The sequence below is a fragment of the Achromobacter sp. AONIH1 genome (assembly GCF_002902905.1).
Lineage (GTDB): Bacteria > Pseudomonadota > Gammaproteobacteria > Burkholderiales > Burkholderiaceae_B > Achromobacter.
On record NZ_CP026124.1, the window covers coordinates 4,679,597 to 4,696,345 of the forward strand.

The 16,749-nt window shown below is 66.9% G+C and carries 18 protein-coding genes; 6 read left to right on the top strand and 12 right to left on the bottom strand.

What is annotated here, in order from left to right; translation table 11 throughout:
- Window positions 1-97 precede the first annotated feature (97 nt).
- From C2U31_RS21405 to C2U31_RS21420, 4 genes are all read left to right on the top strand, one after another.
- Window positions 98-766 carry a DUF502 domain-containing protein gene (locus C2U31_RS21405; RefSeq protein ID WP_103274623.1) on the top strand — a complete coding sequence of 223 codons (669 nt, stop codon included), beginning with the start codon at window positions 98-100 and terminating at the stop codon, window positions 764-766.
- A 29-nt stretch (window positions 767-795) separates the two neighbouring features.
- Entirely contained in the window at window positions 796-1,071 is a 276-nt protein-coding gene (locus C2U31_RS21410) for an RNA-binding S4 domain-containing protein (protein WP_103274624.1), read from the top strand.
- Window positions 1,072-1,105: 34 nt separating this feature from the next.
- The gene (locus C2U31_RS21415) at window positions 1,106-1,681 is read left to right on the top strand and encodes a restriction endonuclease (RefSeq protein ID WP_103274625.1); all 576 of its coding nucleotides are present in this window, start codon (window positions 1,106-1,108) and stop codon (window positions 1,679-1,681) included.
- Between the two features lie 88 nt (window positions 1,682-1,769).
- Window positions 1,770-2,168, top strand: a complete 399-nt coding sequence (locus C2U31_RS21420) for a DUF2784 domain-containing protein (protein WP_103274626.1) — start codon at window positions 1,770-1,772, stop codon at window positions 2,166-2,168.
- A gap of 52 nt (window positions 2,169-2,220) precedes the next feature.
- Here the strand turns inward: C2U31_RS21420 and C2U31_RS21425 are convergent, their stop codons facing one another.
- From C2U31_RS21425 to C2U31_RS21440, 4 genes are all read right to left on the bottom strand, one after another.
- A complete protein-coding gene (locus C2U31_RS21425; RefSeq protein ID WP_103274627.1) occupies window positions 2,221-3,351 on the bottom strand; it encodes an acyl-CoA dehydrogenase family protein in 1,131 nt (376 codons plus the stop codon).
- A 194-nt stretch (window positions 3,352-3,545) separates the two neighbouring features.
- The gene (locus C2U31_RS21430; RefSeq protein ID WP_103274628.1) at window positions 3,546-4,856 is read right to left on the bottom strand and encodes a hypothetical protein; all 1,311 of its coding nucleotides are present in this window, start codon (window positions 4,854-4,856) and stop codon (window positions 3,546-3,548) included.
- 85 nt (window positions 4,857-4,941) lie between these two features.
- Window positions 4,942-5,562 carry a DUF2971 domain-containing protein gene (locus C2U31_RS21435; RefSeq protein ID WP_103274629.1) on the bottom strand — a complete coding sequence of 207 codons (621 nt, stop codon included), beginning with the start codon at window positions 5,560-5,562 and terminating at the stop codon, window positions 4,942-4,944.
- A gap of 52 nt (window positions 5,563-5,614) precedes the next feature.
- A complete protein-coding gene (locus C2U31_RS21440; protein WP_233772448.1) occupies window positions 5,615-6,643 on the bottom strand; it encodes a dienelactone hydrolase in 1,029 nt (342 codons plus the stop codon).
- 275 nt (window positions 6,644-6,918) lie between these two features.
- Here C2U31_RS21440 and C2U31_RS21445 point away from each other — a divergent pair, with 275 nt between their 5' ends.
- Entirely contained in the window at window positions 6,919-8,079 is a 1,161-nt protein-coding gene (locus C2U31_RS21445) for a porin (protein WP_233772450.1), read from the top strand.
- A 282-nt stretch (window positions 8,080-8,361) separates the two neighbouring features.
- Window positions 8,362-9,516 carry a porin gene (locus tag C2U31_RS21450; protein ID WP_103274630.1) on the top strand — a complete coding sequence of 385 codons (1,155 nt, stop codon included), beginning with the start codon at window positions 8,362-8,364 and terminating at the stop codon, window positions 9,514-9,516.
- 183 nt (window positions 9,517-9,699) lie between these two features.
- On the opposite strand, the gene C2U31_RS21455 is transcribed toward C2U31_RS21450, so the two are convergent.
- The 8 genes from C2U31_RS21455 to C2U31_RS21490 all read right to left on the bottom strand — a co-directional run bounded on the left by C2U31_RS21455 (window position 9,700) and on the right by C2U31_RS21490 (window position 16,592).
- The gene (locus C2U31_RS21455) at window positions 9,700-10,047 is read right to left on the bottom strand and encodes a winged helix-turn-helix domain-containing protein (RefSeq protein ID WP_199770866.1); all 348 of its coding nucleotides are present in this window, start codon (window positions 10,045-10,047) and stop codon (window positions 9,700-9,702) included.
- Window positions 10,048-10,073: 26 nt separating this feature from the next.
- On the bottom strand, window positions 10,074-10,382 hold the full coding sequence (locus C2U31_RS21460; protein ID WP_103274632.1) for a DUF4148 domain-containing protein: 309 nt from the start codon (window positions 10,380-10,382) through the stop codon (window positions 10,074-10,076).
- A gap of 173 nt (window positions 10,383-10,555) precedes the next feature.
- Window positions 10,556-12,286 (bottom strand): ABC transporter substrate-binding protein, encoded by a 1,731-nt coding sequence (locus C2U31_RS21465; RefSeq protein WP_103274633.1) that lies wholly within the window; start codon window positions 12,284-12,286, stop codon window positions 10,556-10,558.
- 117 nt (window positions 12,287-12,403) lie between these two features.
- Window positions 12,404-12,712, bottom strand: coding sequence for a DUF2160 domain-containing protein (locus C2U31_RS21470; protein WP_103274634.1), 309 nt, complete (start codon window positions 12,710-12,712; stop codon window positions 12,404-12,406).
- Window positions 12,713-12,723: 11 nt separating this feature from the next.
- Entirely contained in the window at window positions 12,724-13,536 is an 813-nt protein-coding gene (locus tag C2U31_RS21475; protein ID WP_103274635.1) for a carbohydrate ABC transporter permease, read from the bottom strand.
- Complete coding sequence (locus C2U31_RS21480) at window positions 13,529-14,419, bottom strand: carbohydrate ABC transporter permease (RefSeq protein ID WP_103274636.1); 891 nt, start codon at window positions 14,417-14,419, stop codon at window positions 13,529-13,531. The genes C2U31_RS21475 and C2U31_RS21480 overlap by 8 nt, the downstream gene beginning before the upstream one ends.
- A complete protein-coding gene (locus tag C2U31_RS21485; RefSeq protein WP_103274637.1) occupies window positions 14,416-15,504 on the bottom strand; it encodes an ABC transporter ATP-binding protein in 1,089 nt (362 codons plus the stop codon). The genes C2U31_RS21480 and C2U31_RS21485 overlap by 4 nt, the downstream gene beginning before the upstream one ends.
- Entirely contained in the window at window positions 15,504-16,592 is a 1,089-nt protein-coding gene (locus tag C2U31_RS21490; RefSeq protein ID WP_103274638.1) for an ABC transporter ATP-binding protein, read from the bottom strand. The genes C2U31_RS21485 and C2U31_RS21490 overlap by 1 nt, the downstream gene beginning before the upstream one ends.
- Window positions 16,593-16,749 lie beyond the last annotated feature (157 nt).

A 16,749-nucleotide genomic window follows, 5' to 3' on the forward strand; every position in this document is an offset into this window, starting at 1 on the left:
AGCCGGCGGCCAGCGGCTGGTATGCTGGCACCCCTTTTGCCCCCCGGCCGGCCCCGCGCCTGCCCTGCGGCGCGCGTCCTGATGCTTGTTTTCGCCTATGCACCGTCTCTATAAATACTTCTTCCGTGGCCTGATCACGGTCCTGCCCCTGGCCCTGACGGTATACCTGCTGTATATCTTCCTGGCCTGGACCGAGGCCGTGGCGCTGACCTTCCTGCGCCCGTTCATCGGCGGCTTCTACGTGCCGGGCATGGGCCTGGCCCTGGGCATCCTCGGCATTCTGCTGATCGGCTACCTGGTGTCCAAGGAGCGCGTCAAGCGCGTCCTGACGCTGGTGGAAACGCCCTTCACCAACCTGCCCGTGGTCAAAAGCATCTATTCCTCGCTCAAGAGCTTCGCCGACTATTTCTCGCCCAGCGCCAAGACCAATGCGCAGCAGGTCGTGATCCTGCGCATTCCCGGCCAGCAGCTGGAACTGGTCGGCCTGGTGACCCGGCGCAACTTGGACGGCCTGCCCGAAGGCTTCAGTCCGGGCGCGCGCGTGGCGGTCTACCTGCCCATGGGCTACATGATTGGCGGCTACACCGTGTTCGTGCCGCAGGAATGGGTGCAGCCGATCCAGATGTCGGTGGAGGAAGCCATGCGTTCCTCGCTGATCGCCTGGATGGCGCGCGCCGAGCCCAGCGTCCGAGCGCCAGGCGACGTGCCTTCGGCCGGCAACCCGCCCCCGCCCGCCAATCCGCCGGCCGCCAATGGCCCGGCCTGACGTCCGCTTTCCTGGATATTTCCCTCGCCATGCCCATCATCGAATTCACCCTCGCGCCCGGCTGTCCGTATATTGAAGTGAACCAGTTGCTCAAGGCGACCGGCGCCTGCGACAGCGGCGGCGCCGGCAAGATGCTGGTCGCCGAGGGACATGTCAGCGTGGGCGGCGTGGTCGAGCACCGCAAGACCGCCAAGATCCGCGCCGGCCAGATCGTCGATATCGGCGACCTGCGCATCGTGGTGCGCGACGGCGACGGCGACGGCGACGGCGACGGCGACGGCAACGACGCCGACGACGCGGCCTGACCCCGCCCCTGCCACTCACCGAGCCCGATCCGCCATGAAATTCAAGATGCCCCGGAATTCCATCTTCGCGGTGCTGCTGCGCTCGCCCTGGTGGATCAGCGCGGCCATCGCGGCGCTGCTGAGCGTGGGTGGTTTCGCCGCACTGCCGCTGGAGTACGCGGCCATGGGCGTGTTCGCCGCCATCCCTTTCGCCGTGATCGCCATCATGGCGGCCTGGAAGCAGCTGCGCGCGCCGTCCGAGACGCGCGTGCAGGCCGTGGCGCAGGCCGCCGCCGCGATGTCCTGGACGGATTTTTCCCGCACGGTTCAAGCCGGCTTCCAGCGCGACGGCTGCGAGGTCGAGCGCCTGCAGGCGCCCGGCGCCGATTTCGCCCTGAGCAAGGACGGCCACGTCGCCATCGTCGGCGCCCGGCGCTGGAAGGCGGCGCGCGTCGGCGTCGAGCCCTTGCGAGAATTGCAGGCCGAACGCGAACGCCGCGGCGCGCGCGAAGCCATCTGCATCGCCCTGGGCGAAGTGCCCGACACGGCCCTGCAATACGCACGTGCGAACGGCGTCTCGCTGATGCAGGCGCCCGAACTGGCCAAGCTGCTGCGCGACCTGAAAACCTGAGCGCGGGCCGCCGGGACGCCGCAAGCCGCGATCCCGGGCCGCGCCATTGCGATGGTCTCGAACCCCGCCCATTTCCGGAATTCCCGCCATGCTCTACCGCACGCTCGCCGACCTGGTGCTGGCTTTCCACGCGGTCTTCATCGCCTTCGTGATGTTCGGCGGCCTGCTGGCCTTGTGGCGTCCGCGCCTGGCGTGGCTGCACCTGCCCGCGCTGGCCTGGGGCGCGCTGGTGATCGGCATGGGTTGGCTCTGTCCGCTGACGCCGCTGGAAAACGCGTTGCGCGCCCGCGCCGGCCAGCAGGGTTATGCCGGCGGCTTCATCGAGCACTATCTGACCGCCGCCATCTACCCGGAAGGGTTAACCCGCGAGACGCAGATCGTGCTGGCCACCTTGCTGGTCGCTGGCAATCTCGTCGTCTATGGCCTGTGGCTGTGGCGCCGGCGGACCGCCCGTCCCGCAGGTCCGCCCGGCAGTTACGGCCGATGATCTGGGCCCGTGATCCGGTCCGGCACGACCGGCCGTGGAAAGAACGGCGCGCTCAGGCCAGGCTGCGGGCGATCACCAGGCGCTGGATGTCGCTGGTGCCCTCGTAGATCTGGCAGACGCGCACGTCGCGATAGATGCGCTCGACCGGAAAATCCTTCAGGTAGCCGTAGCCGCCCAGCGTCTGGATCGCCGCCGAGCAGACCTGCTCGGCCATCTCGGACGCGTACAGCTTGGCCATCGAGGCTTCGGTCAGCGCCGGCCTGCCGGCCTCGCGCAAGGCCGCCGCGTGCAGCACCATCTGCCTGGCCGCGTGGATGCGCGTGGCCATGTCAGCCAGGCGGAAGGCCACGGCCTGGTGCTCCATGATGGGCTTGCCGAAAGCCTGCCGGTCGCGCGCATAATCGCGCGCGCACTCGAAGGCCGCGCGCGCCATGCCCACCGCCTGCGAGGCGATGCCGATGCGACCGCCCTCAAGGTTGGCCAGCGCGATCTTGTAGCCCTGGCCTTCCTCGCCCAGCCGCCACGCGGCCGGGATGCGCATGTCCTCGAAGGCGATCTGGCAGGTGTCGGACAGATTCTGTCCGAGCTTGTCCTCGACACGCACGACCTGGTAGCCCGGGGTGTCGGTCGGGACGATGAAGGCCGAGATGCCGCGCTTGCCGGCGTCCGGGTCGGTGACGGCGAACACGATCACTGTCTGGCCGGTGCGCCCGGACGTGATGAACTGCTTGGCGCCGTTGATCACGTAATGGTCGCCGTCACGGCGCGCGCGGGTGCGCAGGCTACTGGCGTCCGAGCCGGCTTGCGGCTCGGTCAGCGCGAAGCCGCCGATATGCTCGCCGCGCGCCAGCGGACGCAGGAAGCGTTCCTTCTGCTCGTCCGTGCCGAATTTCAGGATCGGCATGCAGGCCACGGAGTTGTGCACGCTCATGATGGTGGAACAGGCGCCGTTGCCGGCCGCGATCTCCTCCAGCGCCACGGCGTAAGACAGATAGCCGCTGGCGTTGCCGTCCCAGTCCTCGGGCACCAGCATGCCGAAGAAGCCCAGCTCCGCCATCTCGCGGATCGCCTCGGCGGGGTACGCGTGCTCACGGTCCCAGCGTTCGGATCCGGGCGCCAGGCGCTCCTGGGCGAAACGGCGCGCCATCTCCTGGACGCTCTGCTGCTCTTCGGTCAATAACATGCTTGTCTCCTGTCTATTCTCGAAGCGGCCCGGCGCGGGATCGGCGCCGGCCGGCGGGTTCGGATGTGCCTGGACCGCCTGTCATGCAGGCGCCGCACGACTGCGAGAATACACCGCCCGCCGCCGGCCCGGGGATGGCCGGAGCCATGCGGCCAGGGGTGGATTTCTTGCGGGCGTCTCCGCGGGACGGCGGACTAGGTGCACTGCCAGAAATGTCCGCTGACGCGGCAATGCGCGCACCAGAAACTGTAGTTGCAACCGCCGCTGCCCCACATCCATTCGTTGCCGTCGTCCTGCGGCAGGTCGGAGTCCAACTGGAAAGCGAAGGACATCTTGTGGCCGCAATCGGGGCAAGGCGGATACCAGGCCTGCTGCACCCAGCTGGGCGCGCCGCCGACGCGGCTCAGGTTCTGCTGGCCGTTCGAGTCACCCCAATCCTGCCAGGCCCAGCGCGCGGGCGCCTCGAACAGCGTGACCTCGGCCGACGCCAGCGGTTCGGCGGGAAACTGCGGCTCGATCGCCACGTCCTTGCGCTGCGTGGGATGGGCTTGCGGCAGGCCCTCGGCGTCATGCCGGTAGAACAGGGCCGACTCCTCCCAGCCCAGACAGGACAGGCAGACGCCGAAGCTGAGCGGGCCGTCGCAGGCGATGCCGGCGCGCGCCGGCTGGTCGAGCGACAACAGGCGGTGCAACGGGCCGTGACACAGGCCGCAAGTACCCGGCAATGCGCCGCCCATGCCCGCCAGCTGCACCGCCGTGGCGTCCTTGCCGGGGCCGTCGAAGCGCTTCCAGGTCGGATGCAGCGCGCGGATCTCGCGCCGCCACGCCGGTTGCGAGGCGTCCATGTGACGGCGCTGCGCGGCGCTGGCGGAGATGTGCAGCGGGCGGCTGTCATGCAGTGGCCGCAGTCCGCCCTCTTCCAGCGCATAGCCCAGCAGGTCCATCCAGGCCTCCTGGTCCATGTCCGGCTGTCCGGCGCAGGCCCGGCGCCACGCCTCCAGCGTCACATCGGGCTGGCGCGCATGCAGCAACGCCACGGCGCGGCTGCGCCGCAGCGCTTCGTCGGTCTCGCCATCCAGGCGGTCCAGCCATTCGTGCGCCGTGGCCGCGTCCATCGCCCGCCAGGCGAAGTCCGCGTAGTAGCGCGGCCCGCCGGCTTCGGCGCGCGTCGCCGCCAGCAGCTGCTCCCAACTGCCCGAATACAGTTCAGGCCATTGCAGCGCCGCCGAATCCAGCACCTCTTCCATCGCCTCGCCGTGCTTGCCGTCCCGCGCATCCTGCCAGACCCGCCGCAGCGTGGCGGCATACGATGCATCGTCCATCAGGTCCAGCGCGGTGTCGATGAAGGTCGAGTGCTTTTGCCCGCTGTCCAGGAAGCCCAGCACCAGCTCGCCCAGCGCGGCAGGATCCTCGCGCCGCAGCGCCAGCACCTGTGACATCGGGTCGTTGTTGTTCTTCCAGCCCAGGCTGGCATAGGCTTGCAGGATTTCAGCGGGTGTCATCATGGGTGCGGGCCGCGATGCGCGGCGCATGAATTAAGGGGGTTGGGCGTCGCCGCGCTCCGCCCGGATCGGTTCGCTCGCGAGACGTCTAGCGCGGCCGCGCCAGGCGTTTCCATTCCTCGTTTTCCACCAGCGAGGAACGGTACACGCGCAGCTTGGCGCAACCCTCGATGGTCTTGAGCAACTTCTTGACCTGATCGCAGACCGACGCCGGCAACCAGGGACTGAGCGTCACGCGCCGGACCGCCGACCGGTCCACCGGCACGCGCAGCAAGGGCGTGTCGCGCGTCTTCCTGCCGACGAAGAGCCGGAACTCCTTCTCGTCGCGAAACGCGTGGCGCTTCAGGAACGGCAGGTCGGACTCGGCCACGGGCTGTTCGCGCAGCGCCTTGATGGTGCGATACTGCACGGTCTCGGCGCGCAGGCCCGGCACGTCGGCTACCTCGGCGATGAGCTTGTCCTTGTCGAACTCGATGCACACGCCGCCGCTGCCGTTCGAGAAAACGCGCCAGTGGTGGTAGGTCTCGAAGGCCTCGGCCAGGCACAAGGCATAGATGCCCTCCAGTTCCCTGGCGCGCGCGTACTCCTCGATATAGAACGAATCGTTGCGGTCGTCCCAGGCCTTGGGATTGAGCAGCGCGAGCTCGCCCGATTGCAGGTAGTCGATCAGGTAAGGCAGTTCGGTGTATCGGCGCAGGGTGGTGGCCAAGTCAACGCTCCCGTGGGGTCCAGCCGCCAGTCTACCCGCTTCGGCCCGAGCTTCAGCGCAGGGCCTGGCGCATGAAAGCGACGACGCCGGCGTTGAAATCGCGATGAAAAGCCGCCCGGTCGAAACCCGGGCCATCGGTGCACAGCGACGGCAGCGCGTCGGCCTGCGCCTGCGAGCACGGCGCCACGAACGCAAAATGACCCGCGCCGGCGACCCGGCGGAAATCAGTCCCCGCCGGCAAGCCCTGGCGCAGCGCTTCCACGCTGGCAGGCGTCACGCCGTCACCGCCCTGCTCAGACGCCCACAGCTGGACAGACGCGGCCACGCCGGCCAAGGCCGACGGCGCGAACGCATTGAGCGGATCGGCGATCACCAGGGCCTTGACGCGGACATCCTTCGGGTAAGGCTGGACCGGCGCCTTGCCTGCCGCGATGTCGCGACACATGGGCAGCCCCGGCTGCGATTCGCAGAACGACAACCCCTGACTGAAATCCGGCGCGGCGCCCGCCAGCACCAGGCCGGTATAGCCGCCACGCGAGAAACCAAAGAAGCCGACCGCGTCAGAGCGCAGCTGCGCCCTGCCCGGCCAGGCGCCGGTCATGTAGTCGATGAGCCGTCGGATCTCGCGCGGACGCGTCGAGAAGATCGACAGGTAGCCCTGCCGCGAGCGGTCCAGGGCGTTGTCGCCCGTGTGGTTCAGCGCGGCCACCACGAAGCCGGCCTCGGCCAGCGCCCGCGCCGTGTCGTGATGGCCAAGGAAAGACCCGCCCGAGCCGTGCGACATCACCACCAGCGTCATCGGCCCCGCCGGCATCGGGCAGTCCGGCGTGCCGGCGATGACGCTACGGCCGACCGTGATCTCGACCTCCGGCGCGTCGCAGGGGTACCACGCCGCGCCTTGCAGCGCGGGACCGTTCATGTCCATGGGCAAGCTGATGCGCTGGAATCCAACCGCCTGGGCCTGGCTGGCGGCCAGACTCAATGCCGCCGCCGCGAACAGGCCGGACACGCGTTTGCGCGAGACGGCGATGCGATCTGGAACGGCAAACAAGCGCGACGCGGACTTTACAAAACAGGACATGGGCCAGACCTCTGACAGGCGCGGCGTCTCCCATCGCGCCGCAGGACCGCGAGCATACACCGCGCAACAAGCCGCCAGACGCCGTCGTGCGAGCGACGGAAGCCGGGCAGCCCGCAGCAGGCGCCCACGCTCCCACAAAACCATTCGAAGCAAGTCAATCAAATTTGTAATTCCCCGGTCACCTGCCCGTTCTCTTCCCAACACCAAAATAAACCCGCATTGCCGGCAAGAACGGCTGCACAAGGCGCGACATAACAACAGGGGAGACAGCACACATGATGAAGGAATTGCTCGCTGCAACAACGACCACGTTGGTCATGCAGACCGCCACGGCGCAAGTCCCCGCATCCATCACGCTTTACGGCCTGATGGATGCGGGCATGGGCTACACAAGGCTGAGCGGCGCCTACAAGGATCCCGCAACCGGACGTACCCTGCGAGTCAGCAAGAGCCGCCTGGGCGCCCTGAGCGGCGGGGCATCCGGACCGCGCTGGGGCCTGCGCGGCAAGGAAGACCTGGGCGACGGCCTGCATGCCGTGTTCCAGCTGGAATCGGGCTTTGACAGCCGCAACGGCAGGAGCCTGCAAGGAGGCCGCCTGTTCGGCCGCCAGGCCACCGTCGGCCTGCTGAACGCCCGCTGGGGCGAGCTGCGTCTGGGCCGTCAGTACAACGCCGCCACGCGCTACCTCCTCGACATGCTGGGTCCGGCATTCGGCGGTTTCAGCCTGCTGCATACTGGGTACGGACTGGGCATGAGCTCGGCGTCCTTCCCGCGCTACGACAACCAGATCTTCTACCAAACGCCGTCGATGGGCGGCATCAAGGCCGCGGCCGGATACGCCTTCAGCGTCAACGACACGCGCAATGCCGAAACCGGCTATGCGACCGCCAACAACACGCGCGCCATCACCGCCGCCCTGCAATACGCCCGGGGCCCGCTCAGCGCCTTCCTCGGCTACGACCAGCTCAACGCTTCCCGGCTGCTCAGCGCCGCCCAGGCCGCCGCCACGCCGCGCGCCTACATCATCGGCGCCTCATACGATTTCACCGCGCTGAAGATCGCAGTGGCCTACAACCGCGTGGCCGACGGCTGGTTCGCCGGCAGGAGCTTTCGCGACGGCGGCCGCGTGGGTGGATTGGCAGGCACCCCTACATATGCGTTTTCCAAGGGACTGCGCTCCAATTCCCATGTCATCGCGCTCGCCGTTCCGACGGGCCTGTCGGGACATGCGTTCGCTTCATGGCAGCGCACTGACATCAACACCTCACGACTGACAGGCGGCGACGCCACCGGCCAAACATACAGCCTGGGCTACAGCCATAACCTGTCCAAGCGCACCGACCTGTACGCGCTGGTCTCTCATACCCGCAACTGGGCCTTCGTCGACGGCGTTCAAGCCCTGGACGCATACGCGGGCCTGCGTCATCGATTCTGATAGGCGATACCAGCCGTGTTGTGTCGTCGCAACACGGCTCTGCCTGACGCGATTCGCGCAATCCCGCGAACGGCCTGCGCCTGCGCGAGCCGCAGAAAAAGATGACAGAAAATGCAGCGCGCGGCGATCGGATTCGTAATTTGAATGTCGGCTGTCTGTCGAACGGCGGCTTCCAAACTTGGCTGGCCAAGCCCCGGTTCCCGCACCACCTGCGCTCGCACCCCCGCGCGGCGGCGCCGCTGGCTTGGCTCCACTCACATTCCATATCAACGGAGCCTTTGAATGAAGAAGATCTTCGCGGCCACTCTGGGCGCGGCGCTGTCCGCCGCCGCGCAGGCGGAAACCTCGGTCACGCTGTACGGCCTGATCGACACCGGCATCAGCTACACCCGGATCAACGGCAGTTACACCGACCCCAAGACCGGCGTCACGACCGGCAGCGGCGTGAGTCGCATGGGCGCCACCACCGGCACCACGGCCGGATCGCGCTGGGGCCTGCGTGGCAAGGAAGACCTGGGCGGCGGGCTGTATGCCGTGTTCCAACTGGAATCGGGCTTCGACAGCCGCAATGGCAGCTCGCTGCAGGAAAATCGCCTGTTCGGGCGCGAAGCCACCATCGGCCTGGGCAGCGCCGAATGGGGCGAGTTCCGCTTCGGACGCCAATACAACGTGGGCACGCGCTATTTCTCGGGCATGCTGGGCTCATCGTTCGGCGGCGGCTTCAACCAGCTGAACACCGGCGCCGGCCTGGGTTTCAGCTCGTCCTACTATCCGCGCTACGACAACCTGCTGGTCTATGAGACGCCCTCCATGGGCGGACTGCGCGCCGCCATCGGCTATTCCAGCAACATCAACGACCTGAAGGACAGCCAGACCGGCTTCGCCACGGCGGACAACACCCGGGCGATCACCGCCGGCCTGCGCTACGACAACGGACCGGTCAATGCCTTCGTCACCTACGACCAGCTCAACGCATCCAACAAGCTGAGCCCGGCCGAGACCAGCGCCACGCCGCGCTCCTACGTGATCGGCGGATCGTACGACTTCGAGGTGTTCAAGCTGGCGCTGGCCTACAACCGCGTCACCGACGGCTGGTTCGCCGGCAAGAAGCTGCCCAACGGCGGCAGTGTCGGCGCCTTCACCGGCACGCCTTCGTATGCGTTCTCCAAGGGCTTCCGGTCGAATTCGTACTTCATCGGGCTGTCCGCGCCATTGGGCGGCGGCAGCAGCCTGTTCGCGTCATGGCAACGCGCCGATGCCAACAACAAGAAGCTGACGGGCGGCGACTCGGCCAGCAACACCTACAGCCTGGGCTACAACTACAGCCTGTCCAAGCGCACCGATGTCTACGCAATCGCATCGCACACCAGCAACTGGGCCTTCGTGGACGGCATCAAGGCCACGGAAGTGGGCATGGGCTTGCGCCACCGCTTCTAAGCGGGCAAGCGCGGTCCGCGCGCCGCGCCGAACTCCGTTGATGGCACCCTCCTCCGCGAAGGGAAGGTGTTTCGTCGCCGCGCCTTTCCTAAAGAAGGCGCGGTTTTTTTGTTTTCCAATGCCGCGAAACAGCTAACGCGCAGGAAAAAAAAGCCCCTACGGGCGCTGACGAACCGCGCAGACTCAATCCAGCGCGGCCAGCATATAGGCCCCGCCGCGCAGCGTGTGCAACAGGCGGGGGCTGCGGCCCGCATCGATCTTGCGGCGCAGCCTGCGCACCGCGATCGCGACCGCGTGGGATTTCGGGTTCTTGCGCTCGAAGACGGGCAGCTGCATGCCCCAGACCTGTTCAGCGAGTTGCCAGGCATCGTAGACCTCGCCCGGCCGCTGCATCAGGAAGGCCAGCAAGGCGAATTCCTTGGGCGTCAGCCGCAGGACCTCGCGATTGCGAATGACCCGGCCGCGCAGCAAGTCCAGCTCCAGGTCCGCGAGATGCAGGCTGTAGCTGGACTGCGGCGGCGCATCGAGCATGGCGCAGGCCACGCCTGCCGCCCCGCCTATCGGCCCGCCCCGCCCTGGCGCTGCACTTCGGCCTGGTACTCGGGGCCGCTGCGCAGGCGCACATACTCGGCATAGGCGACCCGGTATTCACGGCTGTAGATATCGGGCGAGGCCTCGCCGCGCCAGAAGCGCTCCAGGCCGGCGCGCTTCCACAGGGCCAGGTCGGCGCGCACTTCCGCGCGCGTCAGGGACTGTCCGTGATAGCTGGCGGCGGGCTGCGCCTGCGCCGGGGTCTGAGCCTGGGCCAGGGACGTGGCACCGGCGGCCAGGGCCAGCGTCAAGGCAACGTTGCGAATGGTCTTCATGGTGAGCTCCTTGGGATGAATCGCTGCCGGTTTGCAGCATGGAGACCATTCTAGAAACGGGGTACGGACAAAACGCTGATAGCAGGATTACGTTTCTGCAAGGACTCGGTTGGCAATGAATGGGCGCAAAAAAACGCCGCCTCGCGGCGGCGTCCTGCGTGCCGGCGACGTGCTCAGCGCACCTTGCCCGCCTTCCACGCCTGCAGCAGCGTGTCATAGGCGATGGTCTCGCCTTTGGGCTTTTCGTTGGCCAGCTTCTTCCACGGCGCCTGCTGGTCGGACAGCCACTTGTTGGGATCGCCCTTGGCGTTGAGCTTGGGCGCGCACTGCGCCATGCCGGCCCGCTCCAGGCGCGCCATCACCTGGTCCATCTCGTTGGCCAGATTGTCCATGGCGGCCTGCGGCGTCTTCTCGCCGGTCACGGCGGTGGCGACGTTCTTCCACCAGAGCTGGGCCAGCTTGGGATAGTCGGGCACGTTGTTGCCGGTGGGCGTCCAGGCCACCCGCGCCGGGCTGCGATAGAACTCGATCAGCCCGCCGTAGTTGGCCGCGTTCTTGGTGAAGAACTCGCTGTGGATGTCGCTGTCGCGGATGAACGTAAGTCCGGTGATGGACTTCTTCAGCGACACCGTCTTGGCCGTGACGAACTGCGCGTAGAGCCAGGCGGCGGCCATGCGCTTGGGATCGGTGGACTTGAAGAAGGTCCACGAGCCCACGTCCTGGTAGCCGTTCTGCATGCCGTCCTTCCAGTACGGGCCGTAGGGCGACGGCGCCATGCGCCACTTGGGCGTGCCGTCGTCGTTGACCACCGGCAGGCCCTTCTTGGTCATGTCGGCGGTAAAGGCCGTGTACCAGAAGATCTGCTGCGCGACTTGGCCCTGGGCCGGCACCGGACCGGATTCGGAGAAGGTCATGCCCATGGCCTGCTGGGGCGCGTACTTCTTCATCCATTCCACGTATTTGGTCAACGCGTACACGGCCGCCGGGCTGTTGGTCGCCCCGCCGCGCGCCACCGAGGCGCCCACCGGCGTGCACTTGTCGTCGGCCACGCGGATGCCCCACTCGTCCACCGGCATGCCGTTGGGCAGGCCCTTGTCGGCGGCGCCGGCCATCGACAGCCAGGCGTCGGTGAAGCGCCAGCCCAAGGACGGGTCCTTCTTGCCGTAGTCCATGTGGCCATAGACCTTCTTGCCATCCAGTTCCTTGACGTCATTGGAGAAGAAGTCGGCGATGTCTTCATAGGCGGACCAGTTGGTCGGCACGCCCAGCTCGTAGCCGTACTTGGCCTTGAACTTGTCCTTCAGGTCCTGGCGCGCGAACCAGTCGGCGCGGAACCAATACACGTTGGCGAACTGCTGATCGGGCAGCTGGTAGAGCTTGCCGTCCGGCGCCGTGGTGAACTTGGTGCCGATGAAGTCCTTCAGGTCCAGGTTGGGGTTGGTCCATTCCTTGCCCGCGCCGGCCATGTAGTCCGACAGCGGCAGGATGGCGCCGTAGCGGTAGTGGGTGCCGATCAGGTCGGAATCGGAAATCCAGCCGTCGTAGATGGACTTGCCCGACTGCATGGACGTCTGCAACTTCTCTACCACATCGCCTTCCTGGATCAGGTCGTGAGTGACCTTGATGCCGGTGATCTCGCTGAAGGCCTTGGCCAGGGTCTTGGACTCGTACTCGTGGGTGGTGATGGTCTCGGACACCACATTGATTTCATTGACGCCCTGTGCCTTGAGCTTGGCGGCCGCCTCGATGAACCACTTCATCTCGGCCAGCTGCTGGTCCTTGGACAGCGTCGAGGGCTGGAACTCGGAATCGATCCACTTCTGCGCCTCGGGTTCGCCGGCCCAGGCCGCGGACGTGCCGATCAGGGCAATGGCGGCCGCGACGGCGCGCATGCGAAATTTCATGAAAAGTCTCCTCGAAAAGTCTCCCCTCTTTTGTGCTGCGGACTCCTGGCCGGGGAAGACGCTGGCCGATAGTCCTTCCAAACCGCTTGCTTGTTCTTGCGGGGTCTAGCCGCCCCGTCAGCCTTTCCTCATGATGAAGGCCAGCAACAGCATCGAGGCCACGAAGCTGATCCACACCGACGGCGGCCCGTCCAACGAAAACCATTCCGCCGCCTTGCCGCCCAGGCCCAGGAACGCCAGGTTGACCCAGGCCGCGGCCAGAAGGCCGATGAACAGGCGGTCGCCGCGCGTGGTGCGGATGGGCAGGAAGCCCTTGCGCTCCACCGTGGGCGATTTCAATTCCCAGATCGTCATGCCCACCAGCATCAGCGCGATGCAGCTGAAGAACACGGCGACGGGGGTAGTCCATACCATCCAGCTGAACATGGCCCGCCCTCCTATACCCGGCCCATCGCGAAGCCCTTCGCGATGTAATGCCGCACGAACCAGATGACGATGCCGCCGGGCACGATGGTCAGCACCCCGGCCGCGGCCAGCACGCCCCAGTCCATGCCCGACGCGGACACGGTGCGGGTCATGGTGGCGACGATCGGCTTGGCGTTGACCGAGGTCAGCGTGCGCGCCAGCAGCAGCTCGACCCAGCTGAACATGAAGCAGAAGAATGCCGCCACGCCCACGCCGGACTTGATCAGGGGCAGGAAGATGGTCAGGAAGAAGCGCGGAAAGGAATAGCCGTCCACGTAGGCGGTCTCGTCGATCTCACGCGGCACGCCGGACATGAAGCCCTCCAGGATCCACACGGCCAGCGGCACGTTGAACACCAGGTGCGCCAGCGCCACGGCCAGGTGCGTGTCCATCAGGCCGAACGAGCTGTAGAGCTGGAAGAACGGCAGCAGGAACACGGCCGGCGGCGTCATGCGGTTGGTCAGCAGCCAGAAGAACACGTGCTTGTCGCCGATGAAACGGTAGCGCGAGAACGCGTAGGCCGCCGGCAGCGCCACGGCCAGCGAGATCACCGTGTTGATCAGCACATAGATCAGCGAGTTGATGTAGCCGGAATACCAGGCCGGATCGGTGAAGATCGTGCGGTAGTGCTCGAAGGTGAAATCGCGCGGCCACAGCGTCAGCGTGCTGACGATCTCGGTATTGGCCTTGAACGACATGTTCAGCATCCAGTACAGCGGCAGGATGGCGAACGCCAGATACAGCGCCAGGAAGATGGCGCGCCACCAGGTGCTTTGCTCACGCATTTGCGCGCTCCTCGTCCATGCCGCCCGTGGTGCCGGCGCGCTGCATCCAGTTGTAGAGGATGAAGCACAGCAGCAGGATGATCAGGAAATAGATGATGGAAAACGCCGCCGCCGGACCCAGGTCGAACTGCCCCACCGCCTTCTGCGTCAGGTACTGCGACAGGAAGGTGGTGGCGTTGCCGGGGCCGCCGCCGGTGAGCACGAAGGGCTCGGTATAGATCATGAAGCTGTCCATGAAGCGCAACAGCACCGCGATCATCAGGACGCCGCGCATCTTGGGCAGCTGGATGTACCGGAACACCGCCAGGCGCGAGGCGCCGTCGATGCGGGCGGCCTGGTAGTAGGCATCGGGAATCGCGCGCAACCCCGCATAGCACAGCAGCGCGACCAGCGGCGTCCAGTGCCACACGTCCATGACCAGCACCGTGACCCAGGCGTCCACGTCACTGCCGGTGTAGTTGTAGTCCACCCCCAGCCAGGACAGCGTCGCGCCGAGCAGGCCGATGTCGGTGCGGCCGAACACCTGCCAGATGGTGCCGACCACGTTCCAGGGAATCAGCAGCGACAGCGCGATGACCACCAGCACCGCCGACGCGCGCCAGCCCGAGGCCGGCATGGACAGCGCCAGCAGGATGCCCAGCGGGATCTCGATGGCCAGCACCGCCAGCGAAAAGCCGATCTGCCGCAGCAGCGCGCCATGCAGTTCCTCGTCCTGCAGCACGGCGGCGAACCATTCGGTGCCCACGAACACGCGGCGCTCCGGCGAGATGATGTCCTGCACCGAATAGTTGACGATGGTCATCAGCGGCAGGATGGCCGAGAACGCCACGCACAGCACCACGGGCAGGACCAGGAACCAGGCCCGGTGATTGATCGGTTTCATCGGATCAGCTCCTCGTCGCGGTAGAAGCAGGTATGCGTATTGAGCGCCGACAGCCAGACCGTCTCGCCCGGCGCGGGCGCCTGCGCCTGGCTGTTCAGGCGGGCGCGCACGGCATTGCCTTCGAAGTCCGCCGTCAGCAACAGGTAGGTGCCGACGTCTTGCAGCCGTTCCACCCGCACCGGCAGCCCGCCCGGCGCGCCCGGCTCCACCCGCCGCAGGTACTCGGGCCGCACGCCCAGCTTGACCGGGCCGGCGTCCGCCAGGCGCGCGGCCTGGGCGGCGTCCAGCCCATCCAGCTGGCAGGCGCCGACGCGCAGCGCGCCGTCGGTCCATTGGGCCGGCAGGAAGTTCATGCCCGGCGAGCCGATGAAATGGCCCACGAAGGTATGCGCCGGCCGTTCGAACAGGTCGTCGGCGCCGCCCACCTGCACCGCCCGTCCGCGCGCCATCACCATCACCTGGTCGGCGAAGGTCAGCGCCTCGGTCTGGTCGTGCGTGACGTAGATCAGCGTGAGCTTGAACTCGCGGTGGATCTCCTTGAGCTTGCGCCGCAATTCCCATTTGAGCTGCGGATCGATCACCGTCAGCGGCTCGTCGAACAACACCGCCGACACGTCGCTGCGCACCAGGCCCCGGCCCAGCGAGATCTTCTGCTTGGCGTCGGCGGTCAGGCCGCTGGCGCGGCGGTCCAGCACCTGGGACATTTCCAGCATCTCGGCGATGCGCCCCACGCGCTCGCGGATCCGGTCGGGCGCGATGCCTCGGTTACGCAGCGGAAACGCCAGATTCTCGGCCACGGTCATGGTGTCGTAGACCACGGGAAACTGGAACACCTGGGCGATGTTGCGGGCCTGCGGCGTCTTGGCGGTGACATCCTGCCCGTCGAACAGGATGCGGCCATGGGACGGCCGCAGCAGTCCCGACACGCAGTTGAGCAAGGTGGTCTTGCCGCAGCCCGACGGGCCAAGCAAGGCGTAGGCGCCGCCATCGCGGAACGTGAACTTCAGCGGCAGCAGCGCGTAGTCCTCGTCGGCCTGGGGATGGGGCACGTAGGAATGGGAGAGGTCCAGCTCGATCTGCGCCATCAGCGGGCCTCCTTCGCGACGGGAGCCGACGGCCAGCCCGGCGCTGCCAGCAAGGCGCCGTCGGCGCCGAAGGCGTAGGTCTGCGCCGGATCGAAATACAGCCGCAGGCGCTGGTCCAGCGTGCAGCGGTGCACGCCCGGCAGCTGCGCCACCACCTCGCCGGCGGCGGTCTCGGCATGCACGAAAGTGTCCGATCCGGAGATCTCGGCCAGCTTCACCACGCTGTCCAGCGCGATGTGGCCGGGCTGCTCATGCACGTCGAGCGCGCCGGCGCGCAGGCCGGCGGTGATGTCGCCGGCTCCCGCGGGCAGGGGCCGCTCCACGCGCACCCCGCCCGGCAGCTCGAAGCCGCCCGGCCGCCGCGCTGCCGCGAACAGGTTCATGGGAGGGTCGCTGAAAGCGCGCGCCACGCGGATGGAGGACGGACGATGGAACACCTCGGCCGTGGGTCCATATTGCAGTAGCCGCCCTTCGTCGAGCACCGCCGTATAGCCGCCCAGCAGCAGCGCCTCGCCGGGCTCGGTGGTGGCATAGATCACGGTCGAGCGCCCTTGCGCGAACAGCGCGCTCAGCTCGTCGCGCAGCTCTTCGCGCAGCTTGTAGTCCAGGTTGACCAGCGGCTCGTCCAGCAGGATCAGCGGCGCGTTCTTGACCAGCGCGCGTGCCAGCGCCACGCGTTGCTGCTGGCCGCCGGAAAGCTCGGACGGATAACGCTGGACCAGATGGTCGATATGCAGCCGCGCCGCCATCGCCATGACCTTGTCGGCGATGCCGCTCTCGCCGCGCAGCTTGAGCGGCGAGGCGATGTTGTCGAACACCGTCATCGACGGATAGTTGATGAACTGCTGATACACCATCGCCACGTTGCGCTGCCTGACCGGCACGCCCGTGACGTCCACGCCGTCGGCCAGCACGCGACCCTCGGTGGGCCGGTCCAGCCCGGCCATGATCCGCATGAGCGAGGTCTTGCCCGCCAGGGTGGCCCCCAGCAATACGGTCATCGCGCCCGGCGCCGGCGCCAGGCTCATCGGATACAGGTGCGTTTGCGAGCCGGCTCGCAAACCTGTCCTGTCCAGGTTCAGCTGCATCTAGTCTCCTCAACCTACCAATACGTCCCGGTTTTTTTGACCGGGTTGGGGCATTGCGGTGCTGCAGCTTATCCGCCCCCGTTTTTTTGGGCGCGAATCAGCGGGCCTTTCATGTTGCTTTCGTTTTTTGTGCGTTTTACTTAAAAAACGAACAGAA